Here is a 20,200-nt window from a genome sequence, read left to right as displayed (position 1 = left end):
CCGCCGGCAGTCAATCCATCGATCGTCGACACGGTGCTCGTGGTGGAGACAAATCCTTCGACAAGGTCCAGCTTGTAGGTGCCGTTGGCCAATGCCGTCAGGAAGTAATTAATCGGCGCGTCGGTCGTGCCTGGGTTGTTGTCGAAGTCAGCGCTGAGCGTTCCGCTGAAAAGGAAGTCGCCGCTCGCATTCGGTGACCCTGCCAGTGGCTCTAACGTGGCCGTCCCGGTGGCGGTCGTGCTGTTGGGCCGCACGATCGTGAATCCCGTCACATTGATGTCCAGTCCCGTGACCCCTGGGGCGATGCCGTCGGTTCCGGCGTTGGAGGTCCAGTTGCCGTACTGCGGGTTGATGCTGCCGGTGCCGATGATGTTGCCGAAGGCCACGCTCGGACCGTCATCCTGGAACTCCAGGACGTCCAGCAGGGTGGGCGTGACGAGGGTGCTGGTCAGCTGGAAGTCGCCAATGTCGAAGTCGGCGCCGTTCGGTCCCTTGCCGGTTGCGCTGCTGTTCCCGATCTCCACGCGTTGGTGGTTGCCGACGGTCGTGTATTCGATCGTGTAGCCGGCCTTGACGCCGACGATCGTGACAACGCCGCCGGTGATCGCAATACTGAGGCCCGCGGTATTGACCGATCCATCGGAATTCTCGATCACGGTGCCGGCGGCGTTCTTGATCACCACCGAGTCAACGTCCACATGGCCATCGTTGCCATAGCCGGCGATGAAGCCGACACCCGGTTCAGCGGCGGTCGTGAAGCATTCGAACGTCAAGGTGCCCGCCTTGCTACCCGGCTGCGTTTGCACCACCTTGAAAGACGCCGCCGTCGCATTCTTGACGCCCCCGAACAGAATATTGCCCTCGCTATCCGCCTCGGTCTGGGTGAGGTCGGGCACGGTAAAGCCGGTGTTGGCACCGGTCACGAAGGTAAAGGTCAGGGCCTCGCCCGCATCCAGCATTTGATTGAAGTTGCCAATGGTCGTGCCGCCACCGGCCTGGCCGGTATTGACGGTACCGCCGGTCGCGGCATCCGAAGCGGTCACGACGATTGCGTCGTTTGTGCTGTCGTTCGGATCTCCGTACATCAGGAACAGGTTCTGGCCCGAGGGCGCGCCCTCCAAGGAGAACGTGCTCAACGAGGAGACCGTGACATAGATCACCTCGTCCGGCTGCACCGGGTCGTCGTGGGCGGCTGCTGACGAACCCGGGACGAGATTGAACATCGACTCGAACTGCGTCACCCAGACCTTGGCACCCGTCGCCCCTGCGTCGCCCGCGCCGGCCGTCTGAGTGTCCAGATACGCGGCGAAAACGATGACGGCGCCCGCAGCCGTCGGTGCTACCGGCAGGTCATCCGAAGGATCGTTCGGCGTGCCGTTGTCATCGCCCTTGACGCCGAGCAGCACGTTGTTGTCGCCTGAATAGGTGTACAGGAAGACCTTTGTCCCGTCGGTGGTCATGAGGCCGCTGTCATCTCCATCGAGCGCAGCACCGGCAGAATCGGTAAAGCTCACGTCGGTGAGGTCTGCCGGCAGGCCGGTGATCATGGCGGTGCCGGTCGAGTTGTCGGCAGTGGCGCCACTCACCGCAACGCCCGTCGCCGAGCCGCCCGACAGGCCTAGCGCGGTCAGTGCCGCATCGAATTCAGATGGCAAGACGCCGGCGCCGCCGGCGATGTCGTTGCCGCTGCTGTCGCTGGTGTCGGCGGGGTTTTGCGTGCCCGACGTCTCGTCGATTACCAGTGTTCCGGTGATAGTGATTGCCATGGTGTACTACTCCTGCAAAACACCCGGTCATCAAGGCCCTGACCGTTGGGCGGTGATCATCAACTGGTGCGTGGCATAGGCGCCACTCTCGGCAGTCAGACTCGCGCCGGTCTTGACGCGCATAACTGCTCCGCGTGATTGGTTGTCCGATCGTGTATGGGATGGCCTTTGACAATAGACATCGCAGCGGGCACCGCAAATACACCTCATGGAGTACCAGGAGCTCCCACATCGAACGTCGAGCAGTGATTGCCGAGCACCACCGAACGGACTACCCAGTTTTTTTTTTGCTGCTGTCCCGCTGAGACCACTTTTGTCATTGGTAAGCCTCTGGTACGCTGCTTAAAACTCACACGAATTGCAAACGAATACCCTGGATTCGAGAGGGAACGATGGCCATCAATCTTCTGATCGCGTGTGGCGATAGCCGCCTCGCCCATGCCATGCACAGTGGGCTCGAACAGCAAGACCCGACAGGCATCAACAGTGAGCTTGCCGATCTTGAACATGTGCTTGAAAGTGCGTCTCGAATGCAGCCCGACGTGCTTTTGCTGGAAAATTCGCTGGCTGGCGAAAGCACCCACCAGCTCGTTTCCCTGGTCGGTCGAGTCAGCCGATTCACCCGCACGTTGATGCTCTACGACACCTGTACTGACGACCTGATCATCGAGTCGATCCAACAGGGAGCGAGTGGCTGCGTTCTTAAATCCAGTCCACCGTGGTTGTTGGCCAAGGCCGTGCATTCGGTTTTCCACGGTGACGCCTGGTACGGGCGGATGGCGCTGCTGCAGGCGCTGCAAAGCCAGGTTTGCCGTTCAACTAGCGCGAACGAGGTCGAGGAGCACAGGCTGACCCCGCGCGAAGAAGAGATCCTCCACCTCATAGGTTGCGGCATGAGCAACAAGGAAATCGGCCGCCAGCTGGAAATCAGCGACAAGACCGTGAAGACGCATCTGCATCGCGTCTACGTGAAGCTCAATCGCAGCGGCCGCTTCAAGGCGTTCCTCGCCCAGCCCGAGGCGCGCGCCCAGGCAAGCTGGACGCCGATGAAGTAAGCGTCACCAGCCCAGCCGCTTGCAGATCTCGACCGTGGCGGCCGCCTGGTTCATCGTGTAGAAATGGATGCCGGGCGCACCCCCCGCCTGCAGTTGTTCGCAGAGCGCCGTCACCACGTCCAGGCCAAAGGACTTGATCGAGGCGCTGTCGTCGCCGAAGCCTTGCAGCCGCAGGCGGATCCAACGCGGAATCTCGGCGCCGCAGGCGTCGGAAAAACGCATGAGCTGGGAGGAGTTGGTGATCGGCATGACGCCCGGCACCACCGGAACATGCAGGCCCAGCCGATCCGCTTCCTCGACGAATCGGAAATAGGCATCGGCGTTGTAGAAGTACTGGGTGATCGCGGAATCGGCGCCCGCGCGCACTTTGATCGCATAGGCCTGCAGGTCGGCCTCGGCCGAGCGGGCCTGCGGATGGATCTCGGGGTAGCAGGCGACCTCGATGCGGAAGTCGTTACCGGTTTCGGCGCGGATGAAGGCCACCAGGTCGCTCGCGTAATGAAACTCGCCGCCCATGCCGTACCCGCTCGGCAGGTCGCCGCGCAGCGCCACCAGGCGCTTGACCCCCATAGCCTTGAGTTGGGCCAGTTCCTGCCGCACCTTGTCGTGCGTGGCTCCCACGCAGGAGAAATGCGCGGCGGCATCGACACCTTCGGCCAGGATTTCGGAGACCGTGCCGAAAGTGCCTTCCTGCGTCGAACCACCGGCACCGTAAGTCACCGAGCAGAACTCGGGCTTGAGTTCATAAAGCGACTGGCGGGCGATGCGCAGCTTGGCCGCGCCTTCGGGCGTCTTGGGCGGGAAGAATTCCAGGCTGATCGGAAGGTTCATGCTGTGCCTTCTTGTTCTTTGATTGCGTACACGAAAAATTCGCGGTTGCCGTCGCCCCCGGCCACCGGGCTGTCGTACCAGCCCCGCACCTGCAAGCCAAGCGAGGCGCAGCAGTCGCGCAAGCGCTGCTCGACCACGGCATAGAGCGCCGGGTCGGTGACGATGCCGCGCTTGCCAACCTGGCCCGGCTGCAACTCGAACTGCGGCTTGATCAGCATCAGCAGGTCACCACCAACCTTGAGCAATGGCACCAATGCCGGCAGCACCAGCGTCGATGAAATAAAGGAGAGGTCGCCCGTCACGAAGTCGAACTCGTCACCCACCTGTTCGGAGGACAACTCGCGCGCGTTGAGTTTCTCGATCGCGATCACGCGCGGGTCGTGGCGCAGCTTGTCGTGCAATTGCCCCTGCCCCACATCGACGCCCACCACGCGGGCGGCGCCGAGTTGCAGCAGGCAATCGGAGAAGCCGCCGGTGGACTGGCCCACGTCCAGGCAGACCTTGCCGGCGACCTGGACGCTGCTGGCCTTCAAGGCGCCTTCGAGCTTGAGGCCGCCGCGCGAAACGTAGCGCGCCTCGGCGAGGTCGAGCAATTCGATCTCGGCCTCGGGCGGCAACTCGTCGCCGTTCTTGCCCACGGCCTTCCAGCCCCCGCGATCGAGCCAGCGCACGCCCGAGGCGATCAGGCGCTGGGCCTGCGAGCGCGAACTCGCCAGGCCTCGTTCAACGAGCAGTTGGTCGGCGCGCATCATCGCTCAATAGCGGTAGGTGTCGGGCTTGTACGGGCCGTTCTTGTCGACCCCGATGTACGCCGCCTGCTCGTCCGTCAGCACCGTCAGCTGCGCACCCAGCTTGGACAGCTGCAGGCGGGCCACCTTTTCGTCGAGGTGCTTGGGCAGCACGTAAACCTTGCCCGGCTGGTAGGCATCGGGCTTGGTGAACAGCTCGATCTGCGCGATGGTCTGGTTGGCGAAGCTCGACGACATCACGTAGCTGGGGTGGCCGGTGCCGCAGCCCAGGTTCACCAGGCGGCCCTTGGCCAGCAGGATGATGCGCTTGCCATCGGGGAAGATCACGTGGTCGACCTGGGGCTTGATCTCGTCCCATTCGTACTTCTCGAGCGACGCGACGTCGATCTCGTTGTCGAAGTGGCCGATGTTGCAGACGATGGCCTGGTCCTTCATCTTCGCCATGTGGTCGTGCGTGATGACGTTCTTGTTGCCGGTGGTGGTCACGAAGATGTCGCCCTTGTCGGCTGCGTACTCCATGGTCACGATGCGGTAGCCTTCCATCGCGGCCTGCAAGGCGTTGATCGGGTCGATCTCGGTGACCCACACCTGGGCCGACAACGCGCGCAGCGCCTGGGCCGAGCCCTTGCCCACATCGCCATAACCCGCGACCACGGCGACCTTGCCGGCGATCATCACGTCGGTGGCGCGCTTGATGCCGTCCACCAGCGATTCGCGGCAACCATAGAGGTTGTCGAACTTGCTCTTGGTGACGGAGTCGTTGACGTTGATCGCGCGGAACAGCAGCGTGCCCTTGGCGCTCATCTCGTTCAGGCGGTGCACGCCGGTGGTGGTCTCTTCGGTCACGCCGATGATCTTGGCGGCCTTGCGGGTGTACCAGGTCGGGTCTTCGGCCAGCTTGGCCTTGATGCTGGCGAACAGGCAGCGCTCTTCCTCGCTCTGCGGGTTGCCGATCAGCGAGGCGTCCTTCTCGGCCTTCTGGCCCAGGTGCATCAACAGCGTGGCGTCGCCGCCGTCGTCCAGGATCATGTTGGGGCCTTCGCCTTCAGAGCCCTTGGGGCCGAATTCGAAGATGCGGTGGGTGTAGTCCCAGTAGTCGGCCAGCGACTCGCCCTTGATGGCGAACACCGGCGTGCCCGCGGCAGCGATGGCGGCAGCGGCGTGGTCCTGCGTCGAGAAGATGTTGCAGGAAGCCCAGCGCACCTGGGCACCCAGGGCCTGCAGGGTTTCGATCAGCACGGCGGTCTGGATCGTCATGTGCAGCGAGCCGGTGATGCGGGCGCCCTTCAGGGGCTGGCTCTGGGCGTATTCGGCGCGGATGGCCATTAGGCCGGGCATTTCGGTTTCCGCGATGCGGATTTCCTTCTTGCCCCAGGCGGCCAGGGACAGGTCGGCGATGGCGCAGTCGTGGCTAGAGGCGGATTTGAGAACGGCGTTCATGGTGGCTCCAAAACAAATTTCGGGACCACTGTCCGGGTAAAGCTGGCGGCCTGATGGCGGGGTGCCTGCGGCAGTGCTCACCTCACGGAACAGTGGGTGAGCGTCGTTGCGATGAATCCGAGCCTCACGCCTTGTGGCGCTGCAACGCTCCTCGGATGGCCGCAATTATAGGGAAATCGGATGACCTCGCAAAGCGAAGGCCGCCGTCAGCCACGTCTTGGGGGCGGCTGTTACAACGCGGGATGGCTGCCACCCCCACGACGACCCCACCGATAGAGCCCATGCTCGCGAAGATCGCGGATGAGCTTCCGCAGCAGGAGGGCTTCCTGTTCGAGCCCAAATGGGACGGCTTTCGCGCCATCGTCTTTCGCAATGGCGACGAGGTCTACATCCAGAGCCGGGATCTCAAACCTTTGAATCGCTACTTCCCCGAACTCGAGCGGGCGCTTGCGCAGTCGCTGCCCAAGGGCTGCGTCATCGACGGCGAGATCGTCGTCGCCGGCGCCCGCGGGCTGGACTTCGACGCCTTGCAGCAGCGCCTGCACCCGGCCTCCTCGCGCGTGGCCAAGCTGGCCAGCGAAACACCGGCATCCTTCGTGGCCTTCGATCTGCTGGCAGCGGGCGGGCGTTCGACGATGGAGCTGCCCCAGGCGGAGCGGCGCATCCGGCTGGAGCGGCTGCTGGGCCAGATCCCCAAGCCGGTGTACCTCACGCCCATGACGCGCGACCGCTCGGAGGCCGAGGATTGGCTCAAGCGCTTCGAGGGCGCCGGCCTGGATGGCGTGATCGCCAAGCCCGAAGCCGCGACCTACCAGCCGGGCAAGCGCACCATGCTCAAGATCAAGCACGTCCGGACGGCCGACTGCGTGGTCGCCGGCTTTCGCTGGTACCGCGACAGCAAGGACGCCGTGGGCTCGCTGCTGCTGGGCCTGTACAACGAGGTCGGCATGTTGCAGCACGTGGGCGTCACGTCGTCTTTCACCATCGCCATGCGCCGGCAGCTGGCTGATGAGCTGGCGCCGCTGCGCAAGAACGCGTTGCAGGACCATCCCTGGCGCGACTGGGCCAGCGCCACCGACGACGCGAACCGGATGCCCGGCGCGCAGAGCCGCTGGAGCGGGGGCAAGGACTTGTCCTGGGAAGCGCTGCGGCCCGAACGTGTCTGCGAAGTGAAATACGACCATATGCAGGGCGACCGCTTCCGCCATGCCGCCGTCTTCCTGCGCTGGCGCCCGGACAAGCCGCCGCAGGATTGCCGTTACGACCAGCTCGAAGTCACGACGCCTTTCGAGTTGGAGAAGGTGTTCCGGCCCGGGGGGCGCACCGGCTAGGCCAGCACCCCGACCTTCTTGCGCGCGATCAGCTCGAAGTCGATCTGCGCGCCGAGGCCCGGTCCGGTCGGTGCGTGGACCATACCGTCGCCGTCGATTTCGATGTCCTGGACCAGGCCGTATTTCTGCGATTCCGAAGGCAGCAGGACTTCGAAGAACTCCGTGTTCTGGATCGCCATGATCACGTGCAGATTGGCGAAGTTGTTGAGCGAGTTGCCGCCGTGATGCAGTTCATAGTTCAGGTGAAAGGCTTCCGCGAGGTGGGCAGCCTTGACTAGCGTGGTGATGCCGCCCTTCACGGCAACGTCGCCGCGCAGGAAATCCGTCGCCCTCTCCTTGATCCAGGGCGCATACGAATCCAGGCCGCCGGCCGGGTACTCGGTGGCCATGATCGGAATGTGCAGCTTCTTGCGCAATTCGAGGTAGTTGTAGATGTCGGCATCCGCCAGCGGATCTTCATACCAGTAGTAGCCCAGGTCCTGAATGGCCTGGCCCACGCGCAGCGCCGCCGCGTAGTCGTAGCTCCAGACCGAATCGAGCATCAGCAGGTAGTCGTCGCCCACCGCCTCGCGCACCTTTTCGCAGACCTTGATGTCCTCGCGCCAGGCCTGCGGCGGATGGATCTTGTAGGCCGCCAGCTTGAGCGACTTGTAGTGCTGCGCTTCCTCCGCATAGGCCTGCGGGCTGGCCAGCACGGCCGAACTGATGTAGGCCGGCACGCGGTCGCGAAAGGAACCCAGCAGCTGGTGGATCGGCAGGCCGGCGGCCTTGCCCGCGATGTCCCACAGCGCGATGTCCACGGCCCCGATGGAGCGGACGGTGGTGGTGCGCACGCGCTTCCACATCGCCTTGTACAGGCGCTCCCGGTCCAGCGGGTTCTGGCCCACCAGGATGGGCTTGAGGTAGCGGATGAGGCTGGCGCCGTCCATGTCCGCCGCGTAGAAAGCCGATCCCAGGAAGGCGTGGCCGACGATGCCCTGGTCGGTGCTGATCTCCAGCAGGCCGAGCCGGGTTGCGCCGGAGAAGCGTCCGGTGTGGGCGCCGTAGCTGGTGGCCGGGATGTCGTCCCAGCCGAACAGCGTCAGCGTGACGTCGGTGATTTTCATTCGACCCGGATGTTGGCGTCGCGGATGAGCTGGGTCCACTTGACGACTTCCTTCTGGACCAGCTGGCTGAATTCCGTGGGGGAACTGGCCACCACCTCCACGCCCTGGTCGCGGAAGCGCTTGATCACGTCAGGTTCCTTCAGCAGTTGCACGACGTCGCGGTTGATCCGGTCGACGATGGGCTTGGGCGTGCCGGCGGGCAACTGCATGCCGAACCAGACGTTCACCTCGTAGCCGGGCACCCCAGACTCCGCCACCGTGGGGACGGCCGGGAGCAGCACCGAGCGCTCGAGGCCGCTCACGGCGATGACCTTCATCTTGCCCGCCTTGATGTGGGGCAGCACGTTGGGCACATTGTCGAACAACGCATCGATCTCGCCGCCCAGCATGGCCATGGTGGCGGGGGCGCTGCCCTTGTACGGGATGTGCGCCAGCTTGGCGCCCGTCATGCGCATCAGCAGTTCCATCGACAAATGATTCGACGAACCCGACCCGGTGGAGCCGTAATTGAGCTTGCCCGGATTCTTCTTGGCGTAGTCCAGCAGCTCCTGCACGTTGTTCACGGGCAGGTCGTTGCGCACCACCAGCGCGTTCTGGGTGCTGCCGGCCCAGACCAGCGGAGTGAAGTCCTTCAGCGCGTCATAGGGCAGCTGCGACCCGTACAGGCCCGGCAACGCGGCGAACGGCAGGGGCGTGATCAGGATGGTGTAGCCATCCGCCGGCGCCTTGGCGACGAACAGGTTGCCCACCGTCGTGTTGCCCCCGGGCTTGTTCTCCACCACCACGGGCTGGTTCCACGTCTTCGTCAGCTTCTCGGCCGACACGCGCGCCAGCGTGTCGTTGAAACCGCCCGGCGGATACGGCACCACGATCCGGACCGCGCGGTCCGGAAACGTCTGGGCGACGGCAGCGCCGGCGGCCAGCAATGCCACGCAAACGGCTGTGAATGATCTTCTCGACAAAATGCTCATCGTTGTCTCCTGGGATGTTTCTTAGAACTTGACGACATAACCCGGCCCGTCAACGGGCGGGTACTTCTCGAAAATCGATTCGTCCACCTCGAGGCCGATGCCGGGGGCATCGGGAGGCTCCACGCAGCCATCGGCACCGATCTCGAAGGTGGTGCCGAACATGTCGCGGAAAGGATTGAATTTGGAGACGCAGGCTTCGAAGTAGCCCGAGTTTTCGGTGGCCGCCAGGAAATGCAGCGTGGCCGCGTGGTTCAGCCCGGTCGCCGAACTGTGCGCGTTGATGGGAATGCGCCAGGCCGAGGCCATCGCCGCGATGCGAAGCCCCTCGGTGATGCCGCCGCATTTGGACAGGTCCGGCTGCCACACCTGCACCGCGCCGGCCTCCAGTAGCTGGGCGAACTCGAAGCGGGTGTAGTGGTTCTCGCCGGCGGCGATCGGCACCAGCGGGGTGATCTTGGCGGCTTCGCGGTAGGAGGCGAAGTCGTTGCAGGCGAACGGCTCTTCCAGCCAGCCGGCCTGGATCTCGGCCAGCACCGGCAGCACGCGGCGCGCGTCGGCCATGGTGTAGGCGGTGTTGGCGTCGGCCAGGATGTCGACGTCGTCGCCCAGGGCCTTGCGCACATGCCGCAAGCGCTCGATGTCGGCCTTCGCGGTGTCGCCGATGCGCAGCTTGAGCGCCTTGTAGCCGCGCGCGATGTACTCCGCCGCCTCGTCAGCCAGCGATTCCTTGGGCTGGTAGCCCAGCGCGATGCCGCCGGCGTAGGCGGGGATGCGCCGCTTGCTGCCGCCCAGCAATTCATACAGCGGCATGTTGGCCGCCTTGCCGCGGATGTCCCACAGCGCCATGTCGATGCCCGACAGCGCCAGCGCCGCGCCGGCGCCCAGGCCGTGGCTGGACAGCTGCATGCGGTGCACGCGCTGCCAGGCGCCGACGCAATCGGTCGCCTTCATTCCGACCAGCAGCGGCGCCAGCGTGTTGCGGATCGCGCTGGTGACGGCGCCCGGGCTGCGGCCCGGGTGCGCCTCGCCATAGCCGGTGATGCCCTCGGAGGTGTCCACGCGCACGATGATCGCGTCGCGCTTGAGCGTGCTGCCGACCCCCATGGTCACGGTCTTGCCCTCCGGCAGGCGGTACGACAGGGGCACCGCGGTGATGGCTGTGATTTTCATTGGGCTGCTCCGCGCGGCTTGGCATTCGCCAGGAGATCGATGAGTTCCGGTACGGTCGACTGGGGCGTACCCTTCTTGCCGGCCTCCTCGTAGGTCTGCCGGATCGCTTCGGCCGTGCCGTGCGCGGCGCCCGCTTCCTGCGCCATGGTCGTGTAATAGCTCATGTCCTTCAGCGCGTTGGCGATGGAAAAACGGAAGCCGGAACCGTCACGCGATTCGATGTAGGGGCGCAGGCGATTGAGCACCACGCCATCGCCGCCGCCCTTGGCCAGGATCTCGGAAAAAACCTTGGCGTCGATGCCCGAGCGTTCGGCGCAGGCCGCGGCTTCCGCCAGCACCGCGGAAAACCCGAGCGACACGAAGTTGTGCAGCAGCTTGAGGCGGTGGCCCGAGCCGACCGGGCCGGCCAGTGCGATGTTCTCGGCATAGCACTGCAGCAGCGGCTTGCACTCCTCGAACAGCGCGGGGTCGCCGCCGACGATCAGGTTGAGGCGCCCTTCCGCGGCCTCCTTGGGGGTGCGCGTCATCGGCGCATCCAGGAAACGGCCGCCGGCTTTTTCCACCGCCTGCGCGATCCGGACGGTGGACGACGGGATCGCCGTCGAGCAGTCGATGACGATGGTGCCCGGCTTCAGGCCCTCCAGCAGTCCGCCCTTGCTGAACAGCACGCTCTCGACTTCCGGCGTGCCGGTGACGCACAGGATGACGGTGTCGACTGCCGCCGCCAGCGCGGCGGCGCTCTTGGCCGTCGTGGCGCCGGCCGCGATCAGCCCGTCCAGCGGCTGGTTGCCCGGGTGCTCCAGCAGCACCATCGGGTAACCGTGCTTGACGATGTTGCTGGCGATCCCATGGCCCATCATGCCGATGCCGACCATACCGATTTTCTTCATGCTCTTCCTTGTAGCGGGTGGGGGATGTCCTCGCTGCGGCGAGGAGACAGAAGGTTTTCAGGCACTTTGCCGTCGGCAAGCGCCTCGAGGCCGCGGATCAGAAGCCATCCCATGGCGTTCCGCGTCTCATGAGTGGCGCTGCCGATGTGAGGCGTCAGGAAAACGTTGTCCAGCGCACGGTAGCGCGGGTCGATCGCCGGCTCGTTCGCGAACACGTCGAGTCCGGCGGCGGACAGGTGTTTCGACTTCAGCGCACCGATCAGGGCGTCGTCGTTGATGAGGTCGCCCCGCGAAATGTTAACCAGCACGCCGCCGGCCGGTATCCGCGCGATGCGCTCATGGTCGATGATCCCCGCGAGCCCGGGCCCGCCGGGTGCCGCGACCACGAAGATCTCGCTGGCGGCGAGCAGGCCGTCCAGGGCGTCGTGATAGGTGGCGCCCTGCTCCAGTTCCGGCGCGAGCCTGGTCCGGTTGTGGTAATGGATCTCCAGCCCGAAGGCGCGGGCCCGCGTCGCGATCGCCCGGCCAATCCGGCCCATGCCGAAAATTCCCAGACGGCGTCCGGTCAAGCCCAGGCCCAGCAGCTGGGTAGGACCCCAGCCCGGCCAAGCGCCGCTGCGCACCATGCGGTCGGCCTCGTAACCGCGCCGGCAGGCATTCAGCACCAGCAGCATGGCGATCTCGGCGCAGGCGTTGCTCAACACGTCGGGCGTATGCAGAACCTGGATTCCCATGGCCTGGGCCGCAGCCATGTCGATATGGTCGTAGCCCACCGACAGGGTCGCGATGGCCTTGAGCCCGGGTTGCAGCGCGCGCATCACCTCGGCGTCGACCACCTCGGTCGCCGTCACCAGCAGCACTTCGGCGCCGGCGGCCCGACGGGCGATCTCGACAGGGGGCAGAAGGGCATCGTCCTCGTTGAGGCTCAGGTCGAAACGCTCGCGCAATTCGGCCTCGATCGCGGCTGTGAATCGACGGCAGAGAAAGGCCTTTTGCATCATGGAGTGGTGAGTGGGAACGCCTGGCGCTAGACGTAGCAAGGTCCCTCGATCAGCGGATGCTCCGCGATGAAGGCCTGGTCGATCTTCAGCCCGATGCCCACGCCCTCGTGCGGCGTCACGCAGCCGTTGCTGTCCAGCGCATAGGGCGCTCGGTCAGCCAGGTGGTCGCGGAACGGGTTGAGCGAAGTGACGTCGCCCTCGAAATAGCCGGGGTTGTCCACGCCGCACAGGAAGTGGATGGTCGTGGCCATGTTGATGGCCGTGGCCGAGGTGTGCGGATTCACGGTCAGCTTGTGCGCGCTCGCCATCGCGGCGATGCGCATGGCCTCGGTCACGCCACCGGTCTTCGACAGGTCGGGCTGCACAAACTGCACATGCGCGTCTTCGAGCAAGGTCGCGAACTCATAGCGCGTGTAGTGGTTCTCGCCAGCGGCCAGCGGCACCCGGCCGAGGGACGCCGCCACCGCGTAGGCGCGGCGGTCCTGCGGCGGAAACGGCTCCTCCAGCCAGCCGACAGCGCACTCCTCGTACGCCGGCATCACTTTGCGCACATCGTCGACGGTGTAGTTGGTGTTGGCGTCGACCAGGATGTCAATCTCGTTGCCCACCGCCTGACGCACGGCCCGCACGCGGGCGATGTCCTTGGCCGCCGTGTCGCCGACGCGCAGCTTCAGCGCGCGGTAGCCGTCGGCGATGTGGCGCAGCGCCTCTTCGGCGAGCAGCGCCGGCTCCTGCCAGCCCAGGGCGATGCCGCCGGCATAGGCCTTGATCGGCTTGGACGAGCCGCCCAGCAGGCGGTACAGCGGCCAGCCGGTGGCCTGGCTGCGCAGGTCCCAAAGCGCCATGTCCAGCCCGCTCAGGGCCAGCGCCGCGGCCGCGCCCATGCCGTGGCTGGCCAGTTGCATCTTGTAGACGCGGGCCCAGACGCCAGCCACGTCATGGGCTTCGAAGCCCAGCACCAGCCCGCGCATGGTGGTGTCGATCAGCTTGGCGATGGCGCCGGGGCAACGCCCGTGATGGGCTTCGCCCCAGCCGACATGGCCTTCGTCGGTTTCGACCCGGACCAGCACCGAGTCGCGCTTGACGCTGCGGCCGATGCCCAGGCGAACCGACTTGTCGGCGGGAACGGGAAAGGAGATCGGGACGGCCCGGATATCGGCAATGCGCATGGTTCGCTCTGGGGTTCGGGAGTTGTCGGGGGAGTGATCGGGGGAACTATCGGAAGACTTCGGGGTTGACCACGTTGGGGGGCCGCTCGCCGTGCAGCAGCGCCAGCACCGTGGCTATCGCGCCCTCGCTCATGGCGCGCATGCTGGTGCCGGTGATGCCGGCCACATGCGGCGTCAGCAGCAGGTTGGGCGCGCCGAACACGGGCTCCTGCCCGGTCAGCGGCTGCTTGTCGTGCACGTCCATCGCCGCGCCGCCCAGTCGCCCGGCCCGCAGCGCGTCTACCACGGCCGCGGTATCGATCACCGGGCCGCGCGCGACGTTGATCAGGATCGCATCGCGCTTCATGGCGGCGATGGTGGCCGCATCGACCAGGCCGCGCGTCTGCTCATTCAGCGGGCAGCACAGCACGACCACGTCGGACTGCGCGAACAGCGCCTGCTTGTCCACCGCCTGCACATGGGGCGGCAGGCTGCCGGGCCGGCGCGTAAGGCCGACCACCCGCATGCCGAGGCCCCGGGCCACCTCGGCCAGCCGGCTCCCGACGGCGCCGACGCCGACGATGCCGCAAGTGCCGCCGCCGAGCTCGGTGCCGCGATCGGCCAGCGGGCGCGATGCGGCCCAGCCGTCTTTGCGCAGGCGGGCATCCATCGTCGCGAGCCCGCGGCGCAGGTGCAGCATCGCGGCAATGCAGTACTCCACCACCGCCTGCGTGTTGGAGCCCGGCAGGTTGGCCACCGGGATGCCGCGTGCCGTGGCCGCTTCGACCGGGATCATGTCCAGCCCCACACCGTGACGCACCACGGCGCGCAGCCTGGACGCATGGTCGAACACATCGGGCGCCAGCTGGGCCCGCACCATCAGCGCATCGGCATCGGCGATCAGGCGCGCGATCGTGGCCGGCGCGGTGTCCGGGGCAAGCACCACCTCGCAGTGCTGCGCCAGCACCGGCTGCAGTTCGGGATGGATGGGGTTGGTCAGCAGGACCCGTGGCTTAGCGTTCAAGGAAAGGCTCTCCCCTGTGGACCGGGTTGGCCAGCCGGCCCAGACCCTGGAGTTCGATGGCAACGGTGGTGCCAGGCGTGAGCCAGCCGGGCGGCTGGTGCATCGGCGCGACGCCGGCGGGGGTGCCGGTGGCGATGACGTCGCCGGGCTCCAGCGGCATGCGGTATGAAATGAACGAGATCAGTTCGGCGATCCTGAACAGCATGGTGGAGGTGGAACCGTCCTGCAGCACCCGGCCGTCGATGTCCAGCCGGATGCCGACGTCGTAGGGGTCGGGCACTTCGTCGGGGGTGGCCAGCCACGGGCCGAGCGGCGCCGAGGCCGGCAGGTTCTTGCCGCGCACGAAGTTGCCGCCGTCGCCCTTGATCAGGTCGCTGGCGCTGATGTCGTTGTGCGCGGTATAGCCGGCCACGTATTTCATCGCCTGGTCGCGCTCCACCCGCAGCGCGCGCCTGCCGATCACCACGGCCAGCTCGGCCTCGTAGCCGACGTTGCCGATGTCCGGCGGCAGCAGGATGGGCGCGCCCGGCCCGATCACCGTGCTGCCCAGGCGCACGAAGGTGACCGGTTCGGGGGGATGCGCCATGCCGCGTTCGGCCAGCGCGTCGGTGAAGTTGTAGGCGGCACCGATGATCTTGCCCGGCCGCGGCAGCGGCGCCAGCAGCTGCACCTGTGACAGCGGCCGCACCGCATCGGCATCGAACCGGGCCTCGGCGAAATGCCGTGCCCAGCGATCCAGCCCCTGTTCGACAAAGGCCTGCACCGAGGGCGGCGTGCCGGAAAGCAGGGCCTTGCAGGCGCGGTGCGAAAGGTCTACGACGTCATCGCCGCACAATACGCCGGCGACGGGGCGACCTTGAGCCCCGGTGAAGGAAACGAAGCGCATCTGGATCCGCCGCCTCAGGCGACGCGGTAGCGGTCGAGGATGGAGCGGTCGATCTCGATGCCCAGGCCGGGCTTGGTCGGGACCTGGACCTTGCCGCGGTGCTGCACGATAGGCTCGACCGAAAGGTGATCGCGGAACGGGTTCTCGCACTGCTCGAATTCGAGCAGCGGCGGCATCGGCCGGTAGCTCGGCGGTTGGTCGGGCAAGGCGGCAAGAAAATGCAGCGTGGCCGCCAGGCCGATGGCCGAGCCCCAGGCATGCGGCACGCATTCGACGCCATGGGCGCTGGCCAGCGTCGCGATCTTGCGGCATTCGCTGATGCCGCCGGCCGCGCAGACGTCGGGCTGGATGATGTCCATCGCCTTGCGCACCACCAGGTCGCGGAAGCCCCAGCGGGTCATTTCGTTCTCGCCGCCGGCCACGGCCATGTCCAGCGCGCGCGTCACTTCGACATAGCCGTCGATGTCTTCGGGCGAGATCGGCTCCTCGAACCACTCGACGTCGAGCTTCTCCAGCTCGCGGCCGATGCGGATCGCCTGCGGCACCGTGAAGCAGTGGTTGGCGTCGACCATCAGGCGAGTCTTGTCGCCGATGGCTTCGCGCACCGCGGCGACGCGCCGGATGTCGAGCTTGGGATCGCCCAGGCCTATCTTCATCTTGACGGCAACGAAGCCCTGCTCGACATAGTCGCGCGCCTCTTCCACGGCTTCCTCGATCAGGCGGTCCATGTCAATGAAGTACAGGCCGGTGGCATAGGAGGTCACCTCGGTGCGATGGGCACCGCCGATCAGCTTGTGGATCGGCTGCTTGCAGGCCTTGCCGATGATGTCCCACAGCGCGATGTCGATGCCGCTCATCGCCGAGGTCACCATGCCGCGCGGGCCGTAGTCCTTGATCCGGTTGTACAGGTCTTCCCAGATCACTTCCACGTCGAACGCGTCGCGGCCGATGATGCGCGGCGCGAATTGCGTCTCGATGTAGGCCTTGGCGACCGCCGAGGGCCCGTAGCACTCGCCCCAGCCGGTGATGCCGTCGGTGGTCTCGATCTCGACGATGCAGGAACCGCGGGTCTTGTACAACCAGCCGCGCGACGACGTGAAGGGGCGCTCCACGGGTGCGGCGACCACGTGGCAGGTGACTTTCTTGATGGGACTCATTGCTTGCTTATTTCTTTTCGGCGACGAAGACCTTCTTGCCGACTTCGTTCAGGGATTTCTGCACATTGTTGATTTCAGTTCCGAGCGCCGCGCCGGTGACGTTGTCGACGACCGCACCGCCCGCTTCCGAGGCGGCCTTGAACTTGGCGCTCTGGATCCACTTGCCGAACATGGCCGTGAGCTTTTCGCGGACGGCCGGCGGCGTTCCGGCCGGGGCAACGATGTAGGCCATCTGGACCAGCGGCCCGTAGGGGAACATGTTGTAGCCCTTCTCCTTGAAGGTCGGCACGTCCGGCATCGACTTGATGCGTTCATTGCCGAACACGGCGATCGCCTTGACCAGGCCGCCGTCGATCTGCGACTTGCTCTCGGAGGGCTTGAGCACACCGGCCTCGATCTGCTTGCCGGCCAGGTCGGCGACTACCTTGGAGCCGCCGGTATACGGCACCGGCAGCGTCTCGACGCCGGCGGCGCGGCCCGCCATCACCGCGAAGATGTGGTTGAGGTTGTTGTTGCCGGGAATGCCGATCGAGACCTTGCCCGGGTTGGCCTTCACGTGCGCCAGGAAGCTTTCCAGCGTGCCGTGCTGGCTGTTGGCGGGCACCAGCAGGATCAGCGGGTCGACCGTGACCCGGGCGATCGGCGCGAACTGCTCGTTGCGCAGCGGGGTGAGGCCCTGCGCGATCAGCGCGAGCGTCGAGCTGGTACCCATGCCGATGGTGTAACCGTCCGGCTCGGCATTGGCGACCTTGGTCATGCCGATCGCGCCGGTGGCACCGGGAACGTTTTCCACGATCACCTTCACGCCGTCTTCAGTGGCGATCTGGGACAGCGCGCGGGCCGAGATGTCGTTGGAGCCGCCTGCATTCCACGGCACGATCAGGCGGATTTCCTTGCTGGGGAACGGATCCGCCGCGACGGCGGCAAGGCAGGTTGCGAACAAGGCCGCGGCGCCAAGCAGCTTGGCGCTGAACGTGGCGACGGATGATTTCAAGACCATCGGTTTCTCCTGTGTGTGGGTGGGTGCGACAGGTAATGTTATAACATACAACAATCGACGCGGCTCAGCAAAAACCCCACGGCTCAGCCATCGGATTCGACCAGGGATCGAAGTTAAAACTTAAGGGCGCGCGGCCATTTCAAGCAACATCGCACTGATGTCCTTGCGCGCGCCTTCGATGTCGGCGCGGATCGAGGCCGCGGCGGTTTCGCCGTCGCCGCGACGCAGGGCGGCCAGCGTTTCCACGTGCGACTGATAGCGCTTGAGGCTGGGAATGTTTTCCGGCAGCCCCAGCGTGAGGGTGGGCGCGCAACGCAGCCAGGCACTCTCGATGATCTCCTCGACGATCGGCATCTGGCACATCGCATAGATGCTGAAGTGGAACTGGTAATGCGCGTCCAGGTACTCCTCGGTGCGGTTCTCCTTGACGGAGCGCTTCATCTCCACCAGGAACGCCTCGACCGCATCGAGCTGCTCGGGGGTCGCATGCGTCGCGGCCGCCGCGGCGGCGATCGGCTCCAGGCTGCTGCGCACCGTCATCAGCTGGCTGAACTGGTCGGCGTCGAGCAGCGGAACCATCGCCGCGCCCGCCGGGCCGAGGCCGCCCCGCACCAGCACTTTTTCCGCGATCAGGCGATTGACGGCGTCGCGCACCGGCGTCAGGCTGATGCCCAGGTCATCGGCCACCTGCCGCAGCACCACCTTTTCGCCGGGCGCGAAGCGGCCGGCCAGCAGCGCGGACTTGAGCGAGAAGTAGGCGCGGTCCCAGAGGGTGCTGCGTTCGATGGACTTCAGTCGGGGCAAGCTCATGGCGCCATTGTCGCGCGTCGGCTCACTTCGGTTCACTGTCCGGGTCCAGCGCCTCCTGTTTCGGGCGCAGTGTCGCCGGCACGTGGATCAGGTTGACGCGGATCCCGCTTCTGGAAGAAGAACTCGCCGCCGGCGCCGCACGGCGGGGCCCGCAAGCCGCGATAATCCTTCTTTTCCCCCGGCCCGGTCATTTCCTCAAGCCCTGCTTGGGGCGTGGCGCGCCCTTTTGCCAAGAACCATGTCGTATACGGCCGAAACCCGGCGCCGCCGCACCTTTGCCATCATTTCCCACCCCGACGCGGGCAAGACCACGCTGACGGAAAAGCTGTTGCTGTTCTCCGGCGCGATCCAGATCGCCGGCTCGGTGAAGGCGCGCAAGGCTTCGCGCCACGCCACCTCGGACTGGATGGAGATCGAAAAGCAGCGCGGCATTTCCGTGGCCAGCTCGGTGATGCAGATGCTGTACCGCGACCACGTCATCAACCTGCTGGACACGCCCGGCCACAAGGACTTCTCCGAGGACACCTACCGCGTGCTCACGGCGGTTGATTCGGCCCTGATGGTGATCGACGCGGCCAACGGCGTTGAAGCGCAGACCCGCAGACTGATCGAAGTCTGCCGCCAGCGCAACACGCCCATCATCACGTTCGTCAACAAGATGGACCGCGAAGTGCGCGAGCCGCTGGACATCCTGGACGAGGTCGAGCGCGAACTGGGCATGCCCTGCGTGCCCATGACCTGGCCGGTCGGCCAGGGCAAGAGCTTCGGCGGCATCATGAACCTGCGCACCAAGGCCATGACGGTGTTCGAGTCGGGATCGGAGCGGCTGCCCCACGATTTCGAGACCGTGCCGCTGTCGGACCGCGAGAACCTTCTCAAGCGCTTCGGCCATGAATTCGAGACGGCTGAGCAGAGCATGGAACTGGCGATCGGCGCCTCGCCGTCCTGGGACCATGCGGCCTTTCTGGCCGGCAAGCAGACCCCGGTGTTCTTCGGCTCCGGCGTCAACAATTTCGGGGTGATGGAAGTGCTGGAAGCGCTGGTCGACCTGGCGCCCTCGCCGGGTCCCCGGGTCAGCCACCTGGTCGTCAACAAGCAGCCGGTGGTCAAGGAGATCCACCCCGAGGACAAGGATTTCGCGGGGGTGGTGTTCAAGGTGCAGGCCAACATGGACGCCAACCACCGCGACCGCATCGCCTTCGTCCGCATGGCCTCGGGCAAGTACACGCCCGGCATGAAGCTGAAGGTGCAGCGCACGTCCAAGGAGCTGCGGCCCACCTCGGTCGTCACCTTCCTGTCGCAGCGGCGCGAGGCGGTGGACGAGGCCTACGCCGGCGACATCATCGGCTTCACCACCCATGGCGGCGTGCAGCTGGGTGACACCATCACCGATGGCGCCAACCTGCAGTTCACCGGCCTGCCGTTCTTCGCCCCCGAGCTCTTCATGACGGTGATCCTGAGGAATCCGTTGCGCACCAAGCAGTTGCAGCAAGGGCTGGCGCAGCTCGGTGAGGAAGGCGCGATCCAGGTCTTTCGCCCGCAGATCGGCGGGCCCATGCTGCTGGGCGCCGTGGGCCAGCTGCAGTTCGAAGTGGTGCAGCACCGGCTGAAATCGGAGTACGACGCCGACATCCGCCTGGAGGGCTGCCAGTACACGGGCGCGCGCTGGATCACGGCCGACACCCCGGCGGAGCTTCGCGCCTTCACCGATGCCTATCCGCAACGGATGGCGCTGGACGCGGCCGAAGCGCTGGCCTTCCTGTGCACCTCGCCCTACGACGTGCGGCTGGCGCAGGAACGTTTCCCAAAGATACATTTCCATCTGCTGCGCGAGCACGCAGGCCTGGCTTTGCATAACTGAGTGG

General features: G+C 65.8%; 17 protein-coding genes, 1 pseudogene and 1 riboswitch. Of the genes and pseudogenes, 3 read left to right on the top strand and 15 right to left on the bottom strand.

Annotated elements, in window-relative coordinates:
- A pseudogene (locus HNE04_RS23870) lies at nucleotides 1–1,766 on the bottom strand (hypothetical protein); the annotation flags it as partial.
- Nucleotides 1,767–2,158: 392 nt separating this feature from the next.
- Here HNE04_RS23870 and HNE04_RS23865 point away from each other — a divergent pair.
- The gene (locus HNE04_RS23865) at nucleotides 2,159–2,821 is read left to right on the top strand and encodes a LuxR C-terminal-related transcriptional regulator (RefSeq protein ID WP_172225076.1); all 663 of its coding nucleotides are present in this window, start codon (nucleotides 2,159–2,161) and stop codon (nucleotides 2,819–2,821) included.
- Between the two features lie 3 nt (nucleotides 2,822–2,824).
- On the opposite strand, the gene metF is transcribed toward HNE04_RS23865, so the two are convergent.
- Genes metF through ahcY form a run of 3 tightly spaced genes read right to left on the bottom strand, consistent with a single transcriptional unit; the run spans nucleotide 2,825 to nucleotide 5,841 of the window.
- On the bottom strand, nucleotides 2,825–3,652 hold the full coding sequence (metF, locus tag HNE04_RS23860; protein WP_172225073.1) for a methylenetetrahydrofolate reductase [NAD(P)H]: 828 nt from the start codon (nucleotides 3,650–3,652) through the stop codon (nucleotides 2,825–2,827).
- On the bottom strand, nucleotides 3,649–4,401 hold the full coding sequence (locus tag HNE04_RS23855; RefSeq protein ID WP_172225070.1) for a TlyA family RNA methyltransferase: 753 nt from the start codon (nucleotides 4,399–4,401) through the stop codon (nucleotides 3,649–3,651). The genes metF and HNE04_RS23855 overlap by 4 nt, the downstream gene beginning before the upstream one ends.
- A gap of 6 nt (nucleotides 4,402–4,407) precedes the next feature.
- A complete protein-coding gene (gene ahcY / locus HNE04_RS23850) occupies nucleotides 4,408–5,841 on the bottom strand; it encodes an adenosylhomocysteinase (protein ID WP_172225068.1) in 1,434 nt (477 codons plus the stop codon).
- Between the two features lie 91 nt (nucleotides 5,842–5,932).
- Nucleotides 5,933–6,000, bottom strand: a riboswitch (S-adenosyl-L-homocysteine riboswitch).
- Nucleotides 6,001–6,083: 83 nt separating this feature from the next.
- Between ahcY and HNE04_RS23845 the strand changes: the two genes are divergently transcribed.
- Complete coding sequence (locus HNE04_RS23845) at nucleotides 6,084–7,172, top strand: ATP-dependent DNA ligase (protein WP_172225065.1); 1,089 nt, start codon at nucleotides 6,084–6,086, stop codon at nucleotides 7,170–7,172.
- On the opposite strand, the gene HNE04_RS23840 is transcribed toward HNE04_RS23845, so the two are convergent.
- The 11 genes from HNE04_RS23840 to HNE04_RS23790 all read right to left on the bottom strand — a co-directional run bounded on the left by HNE04_RS23840 (nucleotide 7,169) and on the right by HNE04_RS23790 (nucleotide 18,335).
- Nucleotides 7,169–8,278 carry a mandelate racemase family protein gene (locus tag HNE04_RS23840; RefSeq protein ID WP_172225062.1) on the bottom strand — a complete coding sequence of 370 codons (1,110 nt, stop codon included), beginning with the start codon at nucleotides 8,276–8,278 and terminating at the stop codon, nucleotides 7,169–7,171. The two genes, HNE04_RS23845 and HNE04_RS23840, sit on opposite strands and share 4 nt — an antisense overlap.
- Nucleotides 8,275–9,249, bottom strand: a complete 975-nt coding sequence (locus HNE04_RS23835) for a tripartite tricarboxylate transporter substrate binding protein (protein ID WP_172225059.1) — start codon at nucleotides 9,247–9,249, stop codon at nucleotides 8,275–8,277. Before HNE04_RS23835 ends, HNE04_RS23840 begins: the two co-directional genes overlap by 4 nt.
- A 21-nt stretch (nucleotides 9,250–9,270) precedes the next feature.
- The gene (locus HNE04_RS23830; RefSeq protein ID WP_172225056.1) at nucleotides 9,271–10,419 is read right to left on the bottom strand and encodes a mandelate racemase/muconate lactonizing enzyme family protein; all 1,149 of its coding nucleotides are present in this window, start codon (nucleotides 10,417–10,419) and stop codon (nucleotides 9,271–9,273) included.
- Entirely contained in the window at nucleotides 10,416–11,309 is an 894-nt protein-coding gene (locus HNE04_RS23825) for an NAD(P)-dependent oxidoreductase (protein ID WP_172225054.1), read from the bottom strand. The genes HNE04_RS23830 and HNE04_RS23825 overlap by 4 nt, the downstream gene beginning before the upstream one ends.
- Nucleotides 11,306–12,310 carry a 2-hydroxyacid dehydrogenase gene (locus HNE04_RS23820; protein WP_172225051.1) on the bottom strand — a complete coding sequence of 335 codons (1,005 nt, stop codon included), beginning with the start codon at nucleotides 12,308–12,310 and terminating at the stop codon, nucleotides 11,306–11,308. The genes HNE04_RS23825 and HNE04_RS23820 overlap by 4 nt, the downstream gene beginning before the upstream one ends.
- A 26-nt stretch (nucleotides 12,311–12,336) precedes the next feature.
- Nucleotides 12,337–13,479: a mandelate racemase/muconate lactonizing enzyme family protein gene (locus tag HNE04_RS23815; protein ID WP_172225048.1), complete on the bottom strand. Its 1,143-nt coding sequence runs from the start codon at nucleotides 13,477–13,479 to the stop codon at nucleotides 12,337–12,339.
- A gap of 46 nt (nucleotides 13,480–13,525) precedes the next feature.
- A complete protein-coding gene (locus HNE04_RS23810) occupies nucleotides 13,526–14,482 on the bottom strand; it encodes a hydroxyacid dehydrogenase (RefSeq protein WP_172225045.1) in 957 nt (318 codons plus the stop codon).
- Entirely contained in the window at nucleotides 14,472–15,368 is an 897-nt protein-coding gene (locus HNE04_RS23805; protein ID WP_172225042.1) for a fumarylacetoacetate hydrolase family protein, read from the bottom strand. The genes HNE04_RS23810 and HNE04_RS23805 overlap by 11 nt, the downstream gene beginning before the upstream one ends.
- A 14-nt stretch (nucleotides 15,369–15,382) precedes the next feature.
- Nucleotides 15,383–16,525, bottom strand: coding sequence for a mandelate racemase/muconate lactonizing enzyme family protein (locus HNE04_RS23800; protein WP_172225040.1), 1,143 nt, complete (start codon nucleotides 16,523–16,525; stop codon nucleotides 15,383–15,385).
- A 7-nt stretch (nucleotides 16,526–16,532) separates the two neighbouring features.
- A complete protein-coding gene (locus tag HNE04_RS23795) occupies nucleotides 16,533–17,525 on the bottom strand; it encodes a Bug family tripartite tricarboxylate transporter substrate binding protein (RefSeq protein WP_172225037.1) in 993 nt (330 codons plus the stop codon).
- A 120-nt stretch (nucleotides 17,526–17,645) separates the two neighbouring features.
- Nucleotides 17,646–18,335 (bottom strand): GntR family transcriptional regulator, encoded by a 690-nt coding sequence (locus HNE04_RS23790; RefSeq protein WP_172225034.1) that lies wholly within the window; start codon nucleotides 18,333–18,335, stop codon nucleotides 17,646–17,648.
- 238 nt (nucleotides 18,336–18,573) lie between these two features.
- Here HNE04_RS23790 and HNE04_RS23785 point away from each other — a divergent pair, with 238 nt between their 5' ends.
- Nucleotides 18,574–20,196 carry a peptide chain release factor 3 gene (locus HNE04_RS23785; RefSeq protein WP_172225031.1) on the top strand — a complete coding sequence of 541 codons (1,623 nt, stop codon included), beginning with the start codon at nucleotides 18,574–18,576 and terminating at the stop codon, nucleotides 20,194–20,196.
- Nucleotides 20,197–20,200: the final 4 nt, after the last annotated feature.

This window comes from Caenimonas soli (assembly GCF_013155545.1).
Taxonomy (GTDB): domain Bacteria; phylum Pseudomonadota; class Gammaproteobacteria; order Burkholderiales; family Burkholderiaceae_C; genus Ramlibacter; species Ramlibacter soli.
Note: the sequence above shows the minus strand (reverse complement) of the source record. Positions and strands in the feature narration are given on the sequence as shown.

Coding starts and splice junctions, on each gene's coding strand:
- HNE04_RS23840 (WP_172225062.1), bottom strand. CDS start 8,278: ATGAAAATCACCGACGTCACGCTGACGCTGTTCGGCTGGGACGACATC.
- HNE04_RS23820 (WP_172225051.1), bottom strand. CDS start 12,310: ATGATGCAAAAGGCCTTTCTCTGCCGTCGATTCACAGCCGCGATCGAG.
- HNE04_RS23830 (WP_172225056.1), bottom strand. CDS start 10,419: ATGAAAATCACAGCCATCACCGCGGTGCCCCTGTCGTACCGCCTGCCG.
- HNE04_RS23865 (WP_172225076.1), top strand. CDS start 2,159: ATGGCCATCAATCTTCTGATCGCGTGTGGCGATAGCCGCCTCGCCCAT.
- HNE04_RS23785 (WP_172225031.1), top strand. CDS start 18,574: ATGTCGTATACGGCCGAAACCCGGCGCCGCCGCACCTTTGCCATCATT.
- ahcY (WP_172225068.1), bottom strand. CDS start 5,841: ATGAACGCCGTTCTCAAATCCGCCTCTAGCCACGACTGCGCCATCGCC.
- HNE04_RS23825 (WP_172225054.1), bottom strand. CDS start 11,309: ATGAAGAAAATCGGTATGGTCGGCATCGGCATGATGGGCCATGGGATC.
- metF (WP_172225073.1), bottom strand. CDS start 3,652: ATGAACCTTCCGATCAGCCTGGAATTCTTCCCGCCCAAGACGCCCGAA.
- HNE04_RS23815 (WP_172225048.1), bottom strand. CDS start 13,479: ATGCGCATTGCCGATATCCGGGCCGTCCCGATCTCCTTTCCCGTTCCC.
- HNE04_RS23855 (WP_172225070.1), bottom strand. CDS start 4,401: ATGCGCGCCGACCAACTGCTCGTTGAACGAGGCCTGGCGAGTTCGCGC.
- HNE04_RS23835 (WP_172225059.1), bottom strand. CDS start 9,249: ATGAGCATTTTGTCGAGAAGATCATTCACAGCCGTTTGCGTGGCATTG.
- HNE04_RS23845 (WP_172225065.1), top strand. CDS start 6,084: ATGGCTGCCACCCCCACGACGACCCCACCGATAGAGCCCATGCTCGCG.
- HNE04_RS23800 (WP_172225040.1), bottom strand. CDS start 16,525: ATGAGTCCCATCAAGAAAGTCACCTGCCACGTGGTCGCCGCACCCGTG.
- HNE04_RS23805 (WP_172225042.1), bottom strand. CDS start 15,368: ATGCGCTTCGTTTCCTTCACCGGGGCTCAAGGTCGCCCCGTCGCCGGC.
- HNE04_RS23795 (WP_172225037.1), bottom strand. CDS start 17,525: ATGGTCTTGAAATCATCCGTCGCCACGTTCAGCGCCAAGCTGCTTGGC.
- HNE04_RS23790 (WP_172225034.1), bottom strand. CDS start 18,335: ATGAGCTTGCCCCGACTGAAGTCCATCGAACGCAGCACCCTCTGGGAC.